This is a genomic window from Pseudomonas salicis (genome assembly GCF_057128705.1).
On the sequence record NZ_JBSKHU010000009.1, the window covers coordinates 199,147 to 215,343 of the forward strand.

The 16,197-nt window shown below is 54.6% G+C and carries 14 protein-coding genes; 5 read left to right on the forward strand and 9 right to left on the reverse strand.

The window, feature by feature from the left end; all coding sequences use genetic code 11:
* The first annotated feature begins 145 nt into the window (after positions 1-145).
* Positions 146-1,597: an FAD-dependent oxidoreductase gene (locus ACWKWE_RS27745; RefSeq protein ID WP_483852320.1), complete on the forward strand. Its 1,452-nt coding sequence runs from the start codon at positions 146-148 to the stop codon at positions 1,595-1,597.
* Between the two features lie 50 nt (positions 1,598-1,647).
* Here the strand turns inward: ACWKWE_RS27745 and ACWKWE_RS27750 are convergent, their stop codons facing one another.
* Positions 1,648-3,126 carry an aldehyde dehydrogenase gene (locus ACWKWE_RS27750; RefSeq protein ID WP_483852321.1) on the reverse strand — a complete coding sequence of 493 codons (1,479 nt, stop codon included), beginning with the start codon at positions 3,124-3,126 and terminating at the stop codon, positions 1,648-1,650.
* 127 nt (positions 3,127-3,253) lie between these two features.
* On the opposite strand from ACWKWE_RS27750, the gene ACWKWE_RS27755 reads away from it, so the two are divergent.
* Positions 3,254-4,165, forward strand: a complete 912-nt coding sequence (locus ACWKWE_RS27755) for a LysR substrate-binding domain-containing protein (RefSeq protein WP_483852322.1) — start codon at positions 3,254-3,256, stop codon at positions 4,163-4,165.
* 114 nt (positions 4,166-4,279) lie between these two features.
* Here ACWKWE_RS27755 and ACWKWE_RS27760 read toward each other — a convergent pair whose 3' ends face one another.
* From ACWKWE_RS27760 to ACWKWE_RS27785, 6 genes are all read right to left on the reverse strand, one after another.
* Positions 4,280-4,669 (reverse strand): tautomerase family protein, encoded by a 390-nt coding sequence (locus ACWKWE_RS27760; protein WP_483852323.1) that lies wholly within the window; start codon positions 4,667-4,669, stop codon positions 4,280-4,282.
* A 232-nt stretch (positions 4,670-4,901) separates the two neighbouring features.
* A complete protein-coding gene (locus ACWKWE_RS27765) occupies positions 4,902-5,807 on the reverse strand; it encodes an AraC family transcriptional regulator (protein ID WP_483852324.1) in 906 nt (301 codons plus the stop codon).
* 17 nt (positions 5,808-5,824) lie between these two features.
* Positions 5,825-6,700 carry a VOC family protein gene (locus ACWKWE_RS27770; RefSeq protein ID WP_483852325.1) on the reverse strand — a complete coding sequence of 292 codons (876 nt, stop codon included), beginning with the start codon at positions 6,698-6,700 and terminating at the stop codon, positions 5,825-5,827.
* Between the two features lie 50 nt (positions 6,701-6,750).
* The gene (locus ACWKWE_RS27775; RefSeq protein WP_483852326.1) at positions 6,751-7,392 is read right to left on the reverse strand and encodes a glutathione S-transferase family protein; all 642 of its coding nucleotides are present in this window, start codon (positions 7,390-7,392) and stop codon (positions 6,751-6,753) included.
* Positions 7,393-7,445: 53 nt separating this feature from the next.
* Positions 7,446-8,192, reverse strand: a complete 747-nt coding sequence (locus tag ACWKWE_RS27780; protein WP_483852327.1) for an SDR family NAD(P)-dependent oxidoreductase — start codon at positions 8,190-8,192, stop codon at positions 7,446-7,448.
* 209 nt (positions 8,193-8,401) lie between these two features.
* A complete protein-coding gene (locus ACWKWE_RS27785) occupies positions 8,402-10,630 on the reverse strand; it encodes a c-type cytochrome (RefSeq protein WP_483852328.1) in 2,229 nt (742 codons plus the stop codon).
* Between the two features lie 252 nt (positions 10,631-10,882).
* On the opposite strand from ACWKWE_RS27785, the gene ACWKWE_RS27790 reads away from it, so the two are divergent.
* Positions 10,883-11,368 (forward strand): (2Fe-2S)-binding protein, encoded by a 486-nt coding sequence (locus ACWKWE_RS27790; RefSeq protein ID WP_483852329.1) that lies wholly within the window; start codon positions 10,883-10,885, stop codon positions 11,366-11,368.
* Complete coding sequence (locus tag ACWKWE_RS27795; RefSeq protein ID WP_483852330.1) at positions 11,361-13,568, forward strand: xanthine dehydrogenase family protein molybdopterin-binding subunit; 2,208 nt, start codon at positions 11,361-11,363, stop codon at positions 13,566-13,568. Before ACWKWE_RS27790 ends, ACWKWE_RS27795 begins: the two co-directional genes overlap by 8 nt.
* A 148-nt stretch (positions 13,569-13,716) precedes the next feature.
* On the opposite strand, the gene ACWKWE_RS27800 is transcribed toward ACWKWE_RS27795, so the two are convergent.
* Positions 13,717-14,361, reverse strand: a complete 645-nt coding sequence (locus ACWKWE_RS27800; protein WP_483852331.1) for a glutathione S-transferase family protein — start codon at positions 14,359-14,361, stop codon at positions 13,717-13,719.
* Between the two features lie 94 nt (positions 14,362-14,455).
* Entirely contained in the window at positions 14,456-14,908 is a 453-nt protein-coding gene (locus tag ACWKWE_RS27805; protein ID WP_483852332.1) for a hypothetical protein, read from the reverse strand.
* Between the two features lie 511 nt (positions 14,909-15,419).
* Between ACWKWE_RS27805 and ACWKWE_RS27810 the strand changes: the two genes are divergently transcribed.
* Positions 15,420-16,034, forward strand: a complete 615-nt coding sequence (locus ACWKWE_RS27810) for a TetR/AcrR family transcriptional regulator (RefSeq protein WP_483852333.1) — start codon at positions 15,420-15,422, stop codon at positions 16,032-16,034.
* Positions 16,035-16,197 lie beyond the last annotated feature (163 nt).

Sequence of the window (16,197 nt, forward strand, 5' to 3'; positions counted from 1 at the left end):
CAAAAAAACGATGTACGTTTCACCCTCGCTATCGCCCCTTGGTGGCCAGCCTTACAAAATGTCAGTGCTTGATGATTATTTGTCGTTTTATACCTCATCCCGGCAGGGCTAATTTCCCTCCAACGTTTAACGTGGAGTTCACGAGATGCCTGAACAACAAGAACAAGATGTGGTCATCGTAGGAAGCGGTATCGCCGGACTCAGCGCCGCTGTTACGGCGCTTCAATCCGGTTTGAAGGTGACGATTGTAGAGCGTGCGACAGAAACTGATTACGGAGGGAATACACGCTGGACCGAAGCCTATCTGCGGATGAAAAACGATGCAGAGATCGCGGATGATTTCGAGGAGCAACTGGTCGACAACGCGGGGCTGAATCTCGATCCAGGCGTGTTAAAGGCGGTATCTCAGGACTATTCGGGCTGGCCGGCAAATGTAAAGGCTCATCCTTTGCCCGATCCTGAACTCATTGGCAGATTTGCAGATCGAGTGCCCGCCACAATCGGGTGGCTCAAATCCATGGACCTCAGGTTCAGCCCTCAGCCAACCTACCTGCTGACGCAGAATACATCCCGTATTGTCACTGAAGGTGGTGGTCTTGCACTCATCGAGCGGTTGATGTCGGAGGCGAGAGCGCTGGGTGTAGAGGTGCTGTTTCGTACTACCGCTGTCAGCCTCTTGCATGATGATACGGGGCGTGTCAGCGGTCTATTGGTCATTGACCCTGAGGGGGGGCGCCAGCACCTTAGAGCTCGAAACGTGGTACTTGCCAGCGGCGGATTCCAAGGCAATGCGGAGATGATGGCGCGGTATATGGGCCAACGGGCTGCGAAGATCCGACCGGTTGCGCCAGGCGGTTATTTCAACAAAGGCGAAGGCATCCGGATGGCGTTGGACGTAGGGGCGGCCTCCGCTGGCGAGTTTAGTTCATACCATGCAGAGCCTATTGACCCTCGCTCTTCTCAAGCTGAAGCGGTTGTATTCGTCTATCCGTACGGTGTGCTGATCAACAAGCAAGGACGCAGATTCGTCGATGAGGCACCGGGAACCGTCGATGCGCACTATGACGTGATTGGTAGATCGATTGCAGATCAACCGGAGGGTATTTGCTGGGCACTCTTTGACGGGAGTATTGATGATGTTCCGCGATGGCGCACAACTGTTCGCTCTGATGTTCCTCCTATCGAAGCTTCCACCCTTGAAGGCCTGATTGATTTGATAGGCCTGCCGCTTACTGCTCTGCAAACTGTTAAAGACTTCAATGCTGCATGCGAAGAAAGTACATCCAGCTTCGACGCGCTCACGCCCGATTTTTGCAGTACGAAAGGGTTGGATATCGAGAAAACTCATTGGTCTCGCCCTCTGAATACGCCGCCATTTCGGGCTTACCCCATCATTTCTGCAGTGTGTTTTACATTTGGTGGTCTCAAGGTGAACGGAGACGCTCAGGTTTTGGACCTAGATGGCAAGCCCATCCCGGGCCTGTATGCTGCTGGGGAAACGGTAGGTCTCTACCATCAGGTTTATCCAGGATCCACTTCTGTCTTGCGCGGCGCTGTGTTCGGACGGTTGGCTGCGGAACATATTGCCGCCATTTAAATCACATCCTGAGCGTAAAAAAGGGACTTAAAAAGTCCCTTTTTTATGGGTCAGTATTTCCGAATGAATGGATCAGGCATCTGCAGGTCCGTGGAGATCCAGACGCTCTTGGTCTCGAGATACTCCTTCACTGCTTCGATGCCACCTTCCCGACCAACACCGCTGTCTTTGAACCCGCCAAATGGGGTGGTGTAGCTGGTGGATCGGTAGTTGTTCACCCATACAGTCCCGGCTTTGAGTTTTTCAGACATGTACATCGCACGATGCAGGCTGCTCGTCCACACGCCTGCCGCCAGCCCGAAGCGGATGTCGTTACCGATTCGGACTGCTTCCTCTTCATCGTCAAATCGTAAAACAGCCAGAACAGGACCAAACACTTCTTCTTGGGCGATCCGCATGTCATTGGTGACGTCCACGAAAATTGTCGGTTCAACGATCTGGCCGCAACCGTATTCTGGCCCCGAAAGGGAACGTCCACCCGCGATACAGCGGGCGCCTTCGTTCTTCGCTATGTCGATGTACTGCATCACTTTCTGAAATTGAGGTTGAGTTGCCACGGGACCCACCTGGATCCCAGGCTTGCTAGGGTCACCTGCTTTTGCACGCTGCGTGATGTCCTGAAGGCGCTCAACGAACTCATCATGGATTGAGTTTTGAAGAAGCAGTCGAGAGCCCGCCATACAGGTTTGGCCCCCAGCAGAAAATATTCCGGTGATGACACCATTCACTGCGTTTTCCAGATTGGCATCGTCGAACACAATATTGGGTGATTTGCCGCCGAGCTCTAGCGAGATGCGTTTGAGGTGTGCCCCCGCAAGGGTTGCGACACGTCTCCCTCCTTCATCCCCACCGGTGAACGCTACTCGCGCCACCTCCGGGTGTTTGATCAAAGGTTCGCCAGCCTCATTGCCAAATCCGGTAATGACGTTGAATACACCTGGCGGAATTCCCGCTTGTTGCACCAGTTCGGCGAGCTCAAGCAACGAAGCTGATGTGTGCTCCGACGGCTTGGCAATAATGGTGCAGCCGGCGCATAGCGCCGGTGCCATCTTCCAGGCGGTCAGCAGCAGAGAGGAGTTCCAAGGTGTAATGGTCGCAACGACTCCGACAGGTTCGTATCGTGTGTAATTAAAGACCTTGGGTTTGTCATTGGGAATTACAGCTCCCTGGATTTTGTCGGCGAGTCCCCCGTAGTAAAAGAAGTAGCGAGCGCAGTAGCGAACCTGACCAAGCACTTCACTCATGAGTTTACCGTTGTCCCTGCTTTCCACGATCGCCAGACGCTCAGCTTGCTCTTCAATCAAGCTGCCGAGCTTGTACAGAAGCCTTCCTCTGTCGCTGGCACTGATGGTGCCCCAAGGTCCTTTCAGCGCTGATTCGGCGGCGGCAACTGCAAGGTTTACATCGTCCTCGGTAGCTCGTGGAATTCGAGCCCAAGCCTCGCCAGAGAATGGGTCCAGTGTGTCGAACCATTGTTTGGAGGACGGATCGTGCCATTCGTTGTTGATGAATAGCTGATAATTTTTCATGCGCCACAACCTCGACCTGTTAGATTTGTAGGCTTGAAACTAAAGCCATATTGGCGCTGTATAAAACGACAAATAATCACCCTACGATGATGAAATGTAAGGGTGAACCAGCAACCGAGGCGTCAGTGTGAAAAGAAAAATTCCAAGCACCACTGCCCTGTTAGTTTTTGAAACCGCCGCCCGCCAAGGGAGCTTCTCTCGAGCGGCGGATGAGCTGGTCCTGACGGAGGGGGCTGTCAGTCGACAGATCGGTCGTCTTGAAGAGTTTCTTGGTCTTCAGCTGTTCCGGCGCACGGGCAACCGTGTCCAACTTTCAGAGCAGGGCGCTCACTACGCCGCCCAAGTGCGTGAAGCACTCGCTAGGATCGAGCGCGATACGCTTCGACTGATGGCACAACCAGCTGGAGGAGGGGTGTTGGAGTTGGCGGTGATCCCGACGTTCACCAATAAGTGGTTGATCCCGCGGCTTTCCAGCTTTCACCGCCAACATCCTGGGATCAGTATCAACTTGTCGGAGCGTCCCGATCCGTTTCTGTTCACCGGAAGTCCTTTCGACGCTGCCATACATTTCAATCACTCTGCCTGGTCAGGCATGGTGCGCCGAGAGCTTTTTCAAGAGCCGTTGGTTCCGGTATGTCACCCTCAATTGATTTCAGATTTCGGGGCGACCGAGACCCTTGATCTGGAGCAGATACCCCTGCTGCACAAAGCTTCAGCTCCTGATGCGTGGCGAGATTACTGCCAAGACATTGGGGTATCGCTTGCTAACCCCATGCGCGGGTCCCGCTACGACCTTTATTCGATGATTATTGAGGCGGCTTTAGCCGGGCTTGGGATGGCTTTGGTCCCACGGCTGTACGTTGCAAACGAGTTACGAAGTGGCGAGCTCGTTCAGCCATTGGCTGCGAGTCACGGAGCCTACAAAGCGTACTGTGTAGTCATCCCGCCAGAAAAACAGGATGTCGCTATCCTTAGGCTTTTTCTAGCCTGGCTCGAAACCGAAGTGATCGCCTATCAGGCTGCCAAGCTCAACGAGTAAAACGAGTAAGCGGATGGGAAGGGCATTGCCGCCAAGGCTCGCTTTTCTCTTCTGGGCAGATCCACCGGTGATCCTACGCGACTGCTGCAGGTCGCCGGTGGCTGCAGAGATGCTTTAGAGCTCGCCGGTTAGGAATTGAGCTCGGCCCAAACCAAAGCTCCAATCGGCGTCGCTGTTCGTAACGATCGAAACGACGAGGTCTTCAGGTTCAAGGTCGCAATTCTCCTTCAGAAGCTTCGCGAGCAACTGATAAAACTTTACTTTCGATTCTTCCGTTCGAGGTCGACTCGTCACGCTGATAACCACGACTCGGTCAGTTCGGGGGATTCCGAGTCCTGTGTCCTCAATCATCATGCGCCCAGGGCGGTGCTCGCTCAATATCTGATAGCGATCACCTTCCGGAACCTCAAACGCGTCCACCATCGCCCGGTGAGCTGAGTCGAGCAAGGATTTCACCTGCTCCTCGGTCCGCCCTTCGAAAATATCAATTTTGATTAATGGCATGTTGATTCCCTCACTTGGGGTTGAGAGCCCACTCTGGATAGTGGGCATGATGGAAGTGGTTGCAGATTGATAATCGGGTGATGTGCTGTCGGCCGATGGCCTACTTTTTTCTGCCGACGATGGGGCATTTGCACGATCGGTCAGGATGCTGATGGATCGGATGGGGGACCTAGATCGACTGACGGCGCCTATTTGAGTGAGGACGACAGGTCGGCTTCGGGCAGGAATGGGGCTACTCCAGGGTAAATCTTCTCCATTTTCCCGGGCTGTAGCCTTCGCTTCGTGAGAACACTCGCGAGAAATGGCTTTGGTCTACAAATCCGCAAGCTAATGCGATTTCCGCGAGACTCAGTTTGTTGTTTTCCAGCATGACCTTGGCCCGCTCCACGCGCTTTTTCAGCAACCACTGGTGTGGGGCCATCCCTACGGTTTGCTTGAAAGCTCTTGCGAAGTGGCTGACGGACACACCGGATTCTGACGCGAGTGCGGAGATGGAAATGTCGGTGTTCAGATGTTCCTGAATGAAGTCATGGGCGCGTCGCAGTTGCCACGGCGCCAGGCCGCCTCGAACTGGAGTGCTGGCAGGCGGCGCGTTACCGTAGTGGCGCACGATGTGCTCGTGGAATGCCAGGGTGATGTGCTCGGTAAACAAGGACGATGCGGAGCCGGGTTCAGCCATGGCTGCTGCAAGCAGGTGCGCTAAACCGTGAAGAACTAGATCCTTGTGACCATACCCGGGAGCGCTCAGCCCTCCGACACGTTTTAGCCCTTTTTCGTACGCCATCTCATCTAAGGTGTCTTGTGACACATACATGCGCAGCGTATTGAACGGGGTGTCAAGTTCCACCACCGGCATCGCGCTAAGGTCAAAGAGATACACCGATCCAGGGCCGGCGGCCGGGAGCGATGTACGTCGCGTGCAATTCCAGACGGTTGAAAAGAAAGGGCCAGACAGGGGCACCTGAAAAGCGAATGCTTCCTCGCTGGGAATGTCGAGGGATCGACCTTGTAACGCTTCCTTGCTTTTCAAGTGCGTGAATGTGATGGGCTGCTTCGCTAGGCTAGGTACCCATAGAGCGGGTGGCTTAGCAATATGGAAGCGCTGCGCCAATACTTCTTCAGGGTTAGTCGGTCGCATAGAGGGCCTCTCAAGTCTTAGCAAGGCTCAGTACAGGTTGTGTGAGTGCCATCCAAGGCCACCGCAAAGCGTATTCCACAAGGATCGTGGAAGTAGATCGCTTTGAAGTGATCGGTCTGGAAGTCAGTGGTGACTTCAAGGCCGGAACGTTGGACTGCTGCGGCGATCTTGTGTAGTGAGGGCTCGTCAGGGACTCGCCAGACCAGATCGTGAGGAATGCCTGATCCTGCGGCTCCGGAGCGGTCGTTCGGGATCGAGATTACATCCAGAGTAACGACTCGGCTCATCGCTTCGTGACTAAATCGAGATACTGAACCTTCGCGACCGGAGCGGGTGAATCCCAGTGCGTCGATCAGGAAGCGGGCCGTTTCATCCAGTCCCTCTACCTGAATCTCTACTGCGCTAATCCGAAGAATTTCATAGTCGGCGTCGATGTAGCGTTGAGGCCTTGCGGAGTCGAGAGAGACCGGATCGTCCTCGACCATCGCAAGCTGTAATCCGTCAGGGTCGCAGAAACACAAATGTTCCTTCCCAAAGGACCACGCTCGTCCAAAAATTTGCGCACCAGCACGTTCCAGGCGGTGCTGCCAGAACCACAGGGAGCCTGCTGGAACGGAGAATGTCACCGCGCTGATATGGCCGCTTCCAATAGCGCCAGGTTTGGCTGTTTCATCGATGACAAAAGTCAGCAGTGATGTCGGCGAGCAAGCCTGTTTACCGCAGTAGAAGTGCATGAGCTTTCGCCCGTCCACGTAGAGCGGAAGCCCCACTAGGTTGAGGTCCAGTGTACCCATGTAAAACCGTAGCGTTCGCTCAAAATCCGTCACCACAGACGAAATATGGTGAAGCCCTACAATGGATTTGGAGTGCGTCTCGCTGCTCGATTTTTGCATCTTGGACCTCGTCCGGGCGAATGCCTTCTGCCTACAGTGTCTTCTACTTATCAGGCTGTGGCACTGTCTCGTTTGGAGATAGTGTCATACCACTTTTGCAGATTGCGTTGGGTTTCGCCGATCGGGTGACTGAGCGCCTTGGTGGCGAAATCAACGGTGGCCAATGCAGTGATGTCAGCTGCGCTGAAAAACGCTCCGGCGACGAATGGGACGTCGGCGAGGCGCTGATCCAGGTCGGCAAAAAAATGCGCAACGCGCGCTTTGCTACGCTCAGCGAGCTCCGGGATTTGCTCGTAGGCGTGCGGGCCAGCGAGTGCGCGGCCTTTTAGCCCAGGGACTGCGTTGCGAACTGCCTCCATGACGGCTATGAAGCCATCCAGTTCGGCCCGGCGCTCCCACATGGTCACCAGAGCTTTCTCTGCTGGGGTTTGGCCCAGCAGAGGAGTCGCAGGATGAGCCTCTTCCAGGTATCGCCAGATAGCAGGCACTTCGGCAATGGCGGTGCCATCCTCCAGTACCAGCGTGGGAACCATGCTGCGAGGATTGAGCGCACGATACGCATCAGAAAACTGCTCCTTCGTGCCTAGGTCGACTGGGACCAGCTCTACGTCGAGCTTTTTCTCTGCAATGAAGATGCGGACACGGCGGGAGTTGGGCGAACCACTGGCGTGATAGAGCTTGAGTGCTGACATTCTGAATACTCCGTCATTTAGTAAAAACGGCCCGTTATCGGGGCCGTGAGAGGTCACTGTGCCGACTTGCCACCGTCGACATTCAGGATGTGGCCGGTGATGAACGCTGCTTCTGGTGAGGCAGCAAAGACGATTGCGCGAGCAATGTCCTCAACTTGACCAATTCGCTGCACCGGTACGATTGAAGCCATGTAAGCCTTGCCTTCAGGACCACCGGTGAAACGCTCGAGCATGCCGGTGTCGACGGGGCCAGGCGCGACTGCGTTAACACGAACACCCCATGTTGCAGCCTCAAGCGCTGCAGACTTGGTCAAGCCCTCAACGGCATGCTTGCTTGCCGCGTAGATGGAGGCGCCAGCGGCACCTACGTGACCGTAAGTGGATGAGATATTGATGATTGAGCCCGAGCCTTGAGCCTGCATGACACGCAGTTCGTGTTTGAGGCTCAGCACGGTGCCCAGAACGTTGGTATCAAACGTTGCGGCGTAGGTTTCTGCCGATTGCTGCTGGAGCGGGCCAGGTTGCCCTTCGGTGCCAGCGTTGTTCACCGCGACATCCAGGCGACCGAACAGTGCGACAGTCGTATCCACCAACTGACGAACCTGTTCATCATCGCGCACGTCGGCTTTGATGAATTCTGCTTCGGCACCGAGTTTGCGCAGTTCCGAAACCAGCTCCTCTCCAATCTCTGAGCGACGACCGGAGACAACAAGTGAAGCGCCGTCTTTAGCGAAGGCGATTGCGGTCGCGCGACCGATGCCGGTGAGGGCGCCGGTGATTAAAACTACAGGCTTGGACATGATGCTTCCTTCTAATTGATGCGCGGTGCGCTTCTGGGTTACGCGGACTCAAGGAGGCCGCGCTGAGGACGCCCATTATTCGAATCGTAAGGAAGCAGAGATTGTATGGACTCGGCAGGAATTGCATAAAACCGGCATGTTAAAGCACCAGCACTCCGGCACGCTTCTAGGTTCTCTGGCGCGGATAGTCAGCTCCAAAATTCCATGGTTTAGCGTGATTTTGAGGTCGCAGCGCGTATTTCGGCGACCTGTGCGTCAGTTACCGCCGCAGCGCCTTCAGACCAGGTCGCCTTGATATAGGTGACGACGGCGGCGACTTCTTGATTGCTTAAAGCAGCATGGAACTCAGGCATGGGGAAGGGGGCAGGAATACCTTTTAGTACAAGGTACCCGGTGCCATTAAGCGTCACGTTGATCAAAGATGACGGATCAGGTTCAAGCACATTTGGATTGCCTGCCAGCGGCGCAAGCCATGGTGCCAGTCCGCGACCTGCGGACCCATGGCATTGTGCGCAGTGAGTCGCATAGATATTTTTCCCGGGATGATTACTGCTGGCCGCCGGCGTATCGAGTGTGGCGATCTGGTAAGGTTTACCGTCATCTTTTCGCGAACCGGGCAGCGATTTCAGGTAGGTGGCCATGGCTCGCGTGTCCCTCTCACTGAGCCACTGAGTGCTATTGATGATTACTTCGGTCATCGACCCAAATGCAGTGGCATGTTTGTTGGCTCCTGTTCGCAGGAACGTCTGGACATCTTCCAGGCTCCATCGGCCAAGTCCGGTGTTATGGTTTCCGGTGAGGTTAGACGCAAACCAATGTTCCACTTTTGCACCGCTAAGGAAATCATCATCCGATTGATCCAGCGCCTTCTCTTGGAACCCAACGCCTCGGGGAGTGTGGCACGCACCACAATGCCCTAACGATTGCACCAGATATGCACCTCGGTTCCATTCCGCGCTTTGTTGGGTATCGAACTGATAACGTGTGTTGCTGACGAACACCCAGCTCCAAACAGCCAGCGGCCACCGGATGCTAAGGGGCCAAGGGATTTCTGATTCTTTGTTAGGCGCAGGCACGGCCTCAACACCGCTCGTGAAGTAGGCATAGAGCGCTTTCATGTCTTCGTCGCTGGTCTTTGCGTAAGATGGGAAGGGCATAGCCGGATACAGCCGATGTCCATCTTGTGCAACGCCCTCCCTGACCGCGCGGATGAAGTCCTGCTCGCTATAGGTACCAATTCCATATTTTTTGTCAGGTGTGATGTTAGTGGTGTAGATAGCGCCCATTGGGGTGTCCATCCTCAGACCTCCTGCGAATGCTTTTCCCCCAGGAGCGGTATGGCAGGCAACGCAGTCCCCAGCCTTGGCAAGGTACGCTCCTCTGGACACTATCGAATCGGGTGTATCCGCCGACGCTTGGCTCGACAAGCCCGCAACGAGCGTGGCAAATGCAGTGGACAGCAACGTTTTCATCAATGACACCCTCGTTGGCGGACGGTGACGCAACGGAGTAACGGACTCGGGGTAATGACGACCGTCAGGACCTGTTTCAAGATGAAAGTTCAGGGAGGCATCAGCGCCTCGAAAGGACGGCTGCTTGGGGAGGGCTGTCCCGGTCGCTGGAAGGACCGAGTTGGATATACCGCAGAGTTCCAGCTTCGTCGCTATCGTAGCTAGGTCGGTCAGTGCTGAGGGTCGCCCTTCAGATTGCTCTCGGCTTGAATCGGGCAGGGCATCTTTTGATGCGTTATCGTGGCCAATATGCGCGCTGGGGTCGTTCTGTTCATGTGTGGATGCCAGAAGATGATCTTGGCCGCACCCATACGCCCACGATGGAGGAGTTTCCTTCGAAACTAGGCGCGATAGGGCGCCATTCGTTGCTTCGGGTAAAGCCTTAGAGCTGTCAACATCAAGCTTGCACGCCACGTTCACCTGAACAGGCCGGGAGGCGTTGTTAGACCTTAGCTCCGCCACGCCGACGATGGCGAGTCGGTGGAGGCAAAGCGCATGTTTAATCTGGGGAGCAGTTGCCGCGCGCCCGATAAAACGGACTCGCCACATCGACAACGAATGACGAACAGACTGGCTGTAGACTCCGGGCATGAACTGATTTCGGTGTAGCGGGAAGATGAAGCGATAGCCTTGGCCAGGTACCGTCATGACGTAGCTATCGTGATTATCACCTTCACTGAGCGTTCGTCTCAGCGCCGCAATTTGAGTTCTCAAATTGCACTCCTCAACGACAGTTCGAGGCCACGCCCTGGCAATCAGCGTGTCCTTAGTCATCAGCTGACCTGCATGCTCAACCAACGTAATGAGAATCTCCAAAGCCCTGCTTCCCAGTTTTACCGGGAGCTCGTCTCTAAACAGCTGGTGCTGTTGTGGAAGGAGCGTATATGGACCGAAATGAAAAGCGATCGGAAGCGGTGACGAATTCATGATCGAGACACCTATGTTGGCTGGGCGGGGGCAAAAAGTGCGGGCGCAGGAATGCGCCATCTGAGGAGTCCATGGGACCTGATGGGCAATGACCGAAGAATGCTTCGTGCTGTGGTTGTTGGGTCTGATTGGGGTCGCAGTGTGGCTTTGCGCCGGACCGGCACTCAGGGATTCACAACGTTTCACTAGGGTAGGGCTAGCAACCGGTAGCAGCATCACAACCTAGGAATATCTGTTCTTCTGGGGTGCGGAATGAGCCAAGAACTAACGCTAAACGTGAACAAAAAAAAGGTAGTAGTGACCGTCGACGATCCGAATATGCCTCTGCTTTACGTGCTCCGTGGGAACCTGGGATTGCATGGTCCAAAATTTGGCTGTGGCCTTGGGCAGTGCGGGGCTTGCACGGTTCTTCTCAACGGGGAAGCATTACGGTCATGCTTACTACCAGTGGCTGCGATTGCCGATGCTTCGATCACTACACTCGAAGGCTTAGGGGAGGGGGAGAAACTCCACCCGCTGCAGCAAGCATTTATTGATGAACAGGCGGTTCAATGTGGTTACTGCATCAATGGAATGATCATGCAATCCGCCGCCCTGTTGATTCGAAACCCGCATCCTTCCAAGGATCAAATCCAGCAAGAGTTAGCGAACAACCTCTGTCGCTGTGGCACCCACATTCGGATCATGCGTGCAGTGGCGAAAGTCTCGTCCTCCTCTTTGGAGGTGACCCATGTTTGATATGAGGAGGCGAAGCCTTTTAAAAGGCGGGATGATCGTTGTTGGTTTCACCCTTCTGCCTCAGGCGTTCAAAGCTCTTGCGCAATCTGATCAGACAGCCAAAAGCGTGGCGCTTGATCGGGTCGACGGATACCTGGCCATCGCAAGCGATGGGGTCATCACCCTCTATTCGGGGAAAGTCGATCTGGGGACGGGTGTCGAGACAGCCATGGCACAGATCGCGGCGGAGGAGCTCGATGTGCCTCTGACGCGCGTTTTGGTCGTCCAGGGTGACACCGCTTTAACGCCAGACCAAGGAACGACCTACGCGAGCGTTTCTATCAGCAGCGGTGGAATGCAGGTGCGCAATGCTGCTGCGACCTTGCGGCGGGAGTTGGCAACCAGAGCTGCCTTGCGGCTAAGGGCCAATTCCGATGAGCTTGTGGCAGAAGATGGGGTGTTCACCAATAAGACCTCAGGGAAAAGCGTCGCATACTTCGAGCTGATCGGCGAGCAGGCGCTGGAGTTAGCGGTTGACCAGAATGTGGTCACCAAATCACCCGCACAGTTCAAAACCGTAGGCAGGTCTGTGCCACGAAGAGACATCCCACCGAAGATCGTGGCCGAATTCACCTACATGCAGGACTTCAAGTTGCCGGGCATGTTGCATGCTCGTGTCGTTCGGCCTCCGAGCATGGGGGCTGACCTGATCTCCGTGGATGAGACATCCGTTAAGGACATTCCAGGGCTGATCAAGGTCGTGCGAGAGGGTAGCTTTTTGGCTGTCGTGGGTAGTACGGAATGGTCCACGATATCTGCCTCCCGAATCCTCAAAGCCCAGTGGAGCGAGTGGGCCGGGTTACCCGAACAGGCTAAGCTTTGGGAGCACCTGCGCAATACGCCGGTCAGTAAACTTGAGGTTTCCAGCAACGTCGGTGACGCGCAAGGTGCTTTGGCGAGCGCACCGCACGTGTTGAAAGCCACCTATGATTTTGCCATTCACACGCATGGCTCGATTGGACCATCGTGTGCTGTTGCCGATTTTACCGACGGCCAGCTCACCTGTTGGTCAGCCTCCCAGGCGACTCACGGTTTGCGGCGGCAGTTAGCTGTGATGTTCACGTTGAAGCCCGAGAACGTACGCGCGATTTATCTTGAGGGCGCGGGTTGTTACGGTCGCAATGGTCATGAAGATGCAGCGGCAGATGCGTGCCTGCTGGCCAAGATCATGGGACAGCCTGTACGTGTGCAATGGATGCGTGCGGACGAGCATGGCTGGGACCCGAAAGGGCCACCGACATTGATCGACATTCAGGCCGGGTTGGACGTTGAAAAGCGGGTAATTGCCTGGAAAAGCGACTTCATGGTCCCTGATGGTAAGGTGGGTACTGTCGAATTGATCGCCGCGAAACTTGCTGACATGCCCCGAGAGGATTATCTCGCGCCGGGTGGTGTGATGGGCAACTCGGGCATCGTTTATCAGTTTCCGAACGTGCTGACCCAAGGCCATCGGCTTGCGCACACCCCCTTTCGCCCTGCATGGATTCGTTCGCCGGGGCGGATGCAGAACACGTTCGCAAATGAGTGTTTTTTGGACGAGATCTGCGCCTTCAAAGGCGTCGATCCGATCAAAATGCGAATGGAGAGTATCGACCCTGCCGACCAGAGGAGCATGGAGGTTCTGAAGCGGATTTCAGAGCTTTCCAACTGGGATAATCCTCAGCCCAACGACAGGCAGGACACCGAGATTAAGAGAGGGCACGGTGTCGCATTTGTCAGATATGATCTTTCGAGGACGTACATCGCCATGGTCGCGGAGGTCGAGGTTGAGCGTAAAAGCGGAAAGATTCATGCGCGCAAATTCTTCGTGGTCCAGGATTGCGGGCAGATCATCAACCCGGACGGAATCAACAATCAAATCGAAGGCTGCATCGTACAAACGGTGAGCAGGACGCTCAAGGAAGAGCTCAAATTTGATCGCTCAACAGTCACCAGCCGCGACTGGTCTTCCTACCCGATCCTGCGCTTTCCTGACGTCCCGGAAGTGACCATATCGCTGATAGATCGGCCGGACCAACCGCCTTTGGGAGTGGGAGAGGTCGCAGCGTCCGTGGTCTGTGCTGCTTTGGGGAACGCGGTCTTCAACGCCGTAGGCGCACGATTGCGTTCAATTCCATTCACGGAAGCGAAGGTGCTGGCCGCGCTTTCCGCAAAGCCTTGAGTGGCTCATGAGGATGGTGTGGGACAGGGCTCCGATAGTCGGCACAGAGCCCTGGGAAGTCCTTAGGTTTGGCAAAACTACCGTCCCCTCCTGCAGTGCAGGCGGTGCCAGTGGTCAAATCACGCCCCTCAAAACGCCATACTGCCGGCTAAGCCCTCATGCTTGGCCGACCGGAAATCAAGTCGTACCAGCTGTTCAGGTCGTTCAGACCACCCTGTATGGGCAGGTTAAGGGCCCTTGATGTGAACTCAATCGTTACCAGTGCGGTGATGTCGGCTACCGAAAATGAATCGCCTGCCACGAAGGCATACATGCCAAGGTGTGCGTTGAGGGCAAGATGAAAACTGTGGAGGCGTGCCCGATTTATTTCGACTAGCACCGGATTTCTAAAGCGCTGTTTGTTCTCGTAAGATTCGCTATTCATGCTCGGGACCAGGCTGCGCATTAAATCCATAGCGACGTGAAAACCCTCCTGTTCCACCCAGCGCTCCCACATAGTCACAATTGCCTTTTCCTTGGCCGTGGTGCCGAGCAGCGAGGTTTCAGGGTAACTTTCTTCAAGGTATTGGCAAATTGCAGATGCCTCGACGATTGTCGTGCCGTCTTCCAGTAGCAACGTTGGAATGGCATCCTGCGGGTTAATCAATCTATAAGCCCTGGACCGGGACTCCAATTCGACCGGACTAATGGCTATCAGTCGTATATCAAGCCCTTTTTCTGCTAAGAAGACGCGTACTCGTCTTGCATTGGGTGAAGAAGGCGAGTGAAACAAGGTAAGAGATGGCAAGTGCATGGCGATATCCCGCGTGAGATAGTTAGATACACCTACAACCTATCTGGTAGTTATGCAGAGCACCGTTGGGGGCTCCCGGAAGTCTTGGCAGTATTCAGAGACGAAGTCTTCGTCGGAGAACATCCCAGGTCAGCCAGCCAGCAAAATTGCCCAGCGCATCCGACTCGTCTTCCTTGCGGGTATAAGTAGAAAAACAGTCATGCGCTTCTTGGGTGCGATAGTCAGGCTGTCCTAAATGTTTGGTGAGCTGCGAGAGAACAAACGACATATCGTCCTCGCCTTTGTACGCCAGCTGGAACTCCAGAAAGTCTGTGATGGCACTAGAGGCGAGAATGCCTCCGTGAATTGAGCTGCATCGTTGCGGATCTCCGTGCCACCAAACCGTGACCTGTCCCTGACTGGGGCTTTCATCAGCCCAGTCCTGTGGGACCAAGATGGTGCCGTCCCGGAGTCGCTTCGCACATCGCCGGCAGTTGATCACCTGCTGTTGGTAAAGCGGACTCAGACTGCTAATGAAGTTCACAAAGGGCTGACTACTCGTTCCCATTAGAGTATTCCTCCAAGGTTGGCGCTGAGAAGAGCCTCCGTGCTGGGTGCTCAGATAAAACAGTTTTATCTGTACGGAAACAAAGCTTATGATCCAGGCTGTCGTTTCAACGAATAAAAAACCCCTCCGCCAAACTCAGGGATGAAGGTAGCCGCGAAGGGGTAAAATGCAGAGGCGTGGACGAGATCATGGATGTAGAAGGCTTGGCAGGAAGGATCACGCGTGACATCAGCTCGGCTCGCTAGGCGCAACCATCCGGTAGGGGCAATCGGCTCAAGGTTCATGACGTTCCTCCACCGCTTTGAGGCCCACCCTGTCAAGGGCGGCGCGTTCGACGTGATCGCTAGACTAGATCGACTAAACCAGATCGTCAACAGGCTATCGCCGTTCGGCGCGCACGTGCCATTAGACGAATCCGTCTGTCACTTTTTGGCTGACGCTGATCATATAACGCTATATTTTCCCAGACGTCCTCAAACATTCGACGTGGTGTTTGGAGGGGAGATTAACAATGGATAAGAAACCCTCGGCCCCATCAAAGCCCTCGGCCCATAAAGAACAATTGCTGAAAACAGGGATGAGGCTCTTCTTCGAAAGGGGATATCACGGCACGCCAGTCGATGTCTTGCTAGCTGAGTCGGGCGTTCCGAAAGGGTCGTTTTATCATCATTTCGGCTCCAAAGAGGCATTTGGCGTAGCTGTGGTGACTGAATATTACAATTTTCAGATGCTCACCCTTGATAGCTGGATATCCCGAGATGAATTAAACGCTTTGCAAAAAATACTGGGCTATGTAACTGCGCTCTCAAACATGTTCAAACGTTCAGGGTACAAGTCTGCCTGTTTGATTGGAAAGTTCTCCCTCGAGCTAGGCCCGAGTTCGGAGTCTTTTCGTATATTGCTAGCAGATATGTTTCTGGCGTGGAAGAAAAAAGTCGAAATCTTGGTCAGCGATGGTCAGCATGATTTATTGATCACTCGCAGCTTATCTGCGGATCGCTTGGCTGAGGCCATTCTGGTGACTATCCAAGGTGGATTAGCGTTGTCTCTGGTTTTTCAAAGTGGGCAAACCTTGCAAAATGGTGTTGCATCTTTAGAGCGGCTTCTGACCGAAGAAAACAAGTGATCCTGTCACCACTGTGGAGTTTTTGCCGGGGATTATGTGCATTGCAGCGCGTCAGAGTTTGGAGCAGGTTTGTACAATTTTGCAATCGCTTAGTGATGGCTGGTATTGAGAAGGCCAAGCGCGCGGTTGATGCGTTGAGACTGAGAGTCTCGAATACACCCAG